Source organism: Sphingomonas pituitosa NBRC 102491, assembly GCF_001598435.1.
Taxonomy (GTDB): domain Bacteria; phylum Pseudomonadota; class Alphaproteobacteria; order Sphingomonadales; family Sphingomonadaceae; genus Sphingomonas; species Sphingomonas pituitosa.
Window position 1 is genome coordinate 1 of sequence record NZ_BCYY01000057.1, and the last position, 2818, is coordinate 2818.

General features: G+C 64.0%; 2 protein-coding genes. Both read right to left on the reverse strand.

Going from position 1 to position 2818, the window contains the following annotated elements:
• Nucleotides 1-8 precede the first annotated feature (8 nt).
• Nucleotides 9-500, reverse strand: coding sequence for an endonuclease domain-containing protein (locus SPI01S_RS21490; RefSeq protein WP_084253696.1), 492 nt, complete (start codon nucleotides 498-500; stop codon nucleotides 9-11).
• Nucleotides 501-509: 9 nt separating this feature from the next.
• Nucleotides 510-2399 carry a ribonucleoside-diphosphate reductase subunit alpha gene (locus tag SPI01S_RS21495; RefSeq protein WP_066727396.1) on the reverse strand — a complete coding sequence of 630 codons (1890 nt, stop codon included), beginning with the start codon at nucleotides 2397-2399 and terminating at the stop codon, nucleotides 510-512.
• Nucleotides 2400-2818: the final 419 nt, after the last annotated feature.

Genomic DNA, 2818 nt, shown 5'->3' on the forward strand with positions numbered 1-2818 from the left:
ACGCGGGTTCACGCTTGGCCCCCTTCATCCACATGCCGCGCAATCTCCGCGAGCACGCCGTCGAGGTTTGTCATCACCTCGTTGTTCCAGAAGCGCAGCACGCGATAACCTTCGGCATTCAAAAACCGCGTGCGCACCGCGTCGCGATCCCGACGCACGGCATGCGTCGCATCGTCGACTTCGACGACCAGCTTCGCGCCATGCGAACAGAAATCGGCATGATAGACACCCATCGGCACTTGCCTGCGAAACCTTGCGTGCGGCAGCGCGCGGCGCAGCGCTGCCCATAATGTCCGTTCGACGGGGCCCGCATCGCGGCGATGTGCACGCGATCGGGTGGCGGTAGTGGACGGAAGCAGCTGGCGCTTGGTGAGACCTTCGGCATTACCGCGGGAAAAGCTTCCACCTTTCCCCCTCACCCTCCCACGCTGCTGTGCAGCGCGGGCCTCTCCCTCTCCCACAAGGGGAGAGGGATTTTCAGAGGCGCCGCGTTCCTCCATCCCGTTTCCTCACTGGCAGGCCAGGCATTCGTCGTAATCCGTGCTCTCGCCCAGATCGAACTTGGGCTTCTCGATCGTGTTGTCGGCCTCGACTCCGCCCGCGAAGCCGGCGCGCTGCACCGACTTGGAGCGCAGATAGTAGAGCGACTTGATGCCCAGCTCCCAGGCGCGGAAGTGGAGCATCAGCAGGTCCCACTTTTCCACGTCCGCCGGGATGAACAGGTTGAGCGACTGCGCCTGGTCGATGAACGGCGCGCGATCGCCCGCCAGTTCGAGGATCCAGCGCTGGTCGATCTCGAAGCTGGTCTTGTACGTGTCCTTCTCTTCCGGCGTCAGGAAGTCGAGATGCTGGACCGAGCCGCCCTGTTCGAGGATCGAATTCCACACCGCGTCGGAATTCTTCGACTTCTCCTTGAGCAGCTTCTCCAAATACGGATTGCGCACCGAGAAGGAGCCGCTGAGCGTCTTGTGGGTGTAGATATTGGCCGGGATCGGCTCGATGCAGGCGCTGGTGCCGCCGCAGATGATCGAGATCGACGCGGTCGGCGCGATCGCCATCTTGCAGCTGAAGCGCTCCATCACGCCCATGTCGGCGGCGTCCGGGCAGGGCCCGCGCTCGACGGCGAGCGCCATCGAGGCTTCGTTCACCTGCGCGCTGACATGCTTGAAGATGCGGAGATTCCAGCTCTTCGCCATCGCACCTTCGAACGGGATGCCGCGCGCCTGGAGGAAGCTGTGGAAGCCCATCACGCCAAGGCCGACCGAACGCTCGCGTGCCGCCGAATAGCGGGCACGGGCCATCTCGTCGGGCGCGCGCTCGATATAGTCGGTCAGCACATTGTCGAGGAAGCGCATCACGTCCTCGATGAACAGCTTGTCCTTGTTCCACTCGTCCCAGGTCTCGAGGTTGAGCGAGGACAGGCAGCACACCGCGGTGCGATCGTTGCCGAGATGGTCGCGCCCCGTGGGCAGCGTGATTTCCGAGCACAGGTTCGAGGTCGAGACCTTGAGGCCCAGATCGCGGTGGTGCTTCGGCATCGTCGAGTTCACGTGATCCGAGAACACGATATACGGCTCGCCGGTGGCGAGGCGGGTCTCGACCAGCTTCTGGAACAGCGCGCGCGCATCGACGGTGGCGCGGACCGAGCCGTCCTTCGGGCTCTTCAGCTGCCATTCGTCGCCGTTCCGCACCGCTTCCATGAACGCGTCGGGGATCAGCACGCCGTGGTGCAGGTTCAGCGCCTTGCGGTTGAAGTCGCCCGACGGCTTGCGGATCTCGAGGAACTCCTCGATCTCGGGGTGCGAGATGTCGAGATAGCAGGCGGCCGAACCGCGGCGCAGCGAGCCCTGCGAGATCGCCAGCGTCAGCGAATCCATCACGCGGACGAACGGGATGATGCCGCTGGTCTTGCCGTTGAGGCCCACCGGCTCGCCGATGCCGCGCACGCTGCCCCAATAGGTGCCGATGCCGCCGCCGCGCGAGGCGAGCCAGACATTCTCGTTCCAGGTCTGGACGATGCCGTCCAGGCTGTCCGGCACGGAGTTGAGATAGCAGCTGATCGGCAGGCCGCGGCCCGTGCCGCCGTTCGACAGCACCGGGGTGGCCGGCATGAACCACAGCTTGGAGATGTAATCGTACAGGCGCTGCGCGTGCGCCTGATCGTCGGCATAGGCCGAGGCGACGCGGACGAACAGGTCCTGATAGCTTTCGCCGGGGAGGAGATAGCGGTCCTTCAGCGTTTCCTTGCCGAAATCGGTGAGCAGCGCGTCGCGCGCATGATCGACCTCGACCGGATAGGGCTGCGGCACGATCGCCTTGCTGTCGAGCGCCTTGCTGGCGGGGGCGGCTTCGATGGTGGCGGTCTCGTTCACGCTGGTCTCACTATCTCTGAATTCCATACTCGGACCCCTGTCTTCTGGCTTACGCAACAACCGACTCGGGGGCACGGTAGCGATCGTAGCACCAGCCGGGTTTGCGCGAGAACAAAAAGTGTCCATCGGCCCGGCGCCCGGCACGAGTCTGCCCATGCCGCATCTGGGGATGCGGACGACGGGTTACCAGTGCTTGGGTTTGCCCCTTGGTGCGACCACTACAGATTGTGCCAATCCGAGTTCGGGCACAAGAGCCCAAATGCGGTCGGAATGCAACGGCTCATCGCTGGAATGACTCGGCTCATGGCGCGCAGTACGTTGCCGATGGCGCGCGACGCACGGACCTTCCTTGCCTCCGGAAAAGGCAAGGGAACGAACGCGGAACTGCAAATAAATTTTGGGGGATGAATCACCCCCGCCACAACCGATGGTGGCTGTGGCGGGGG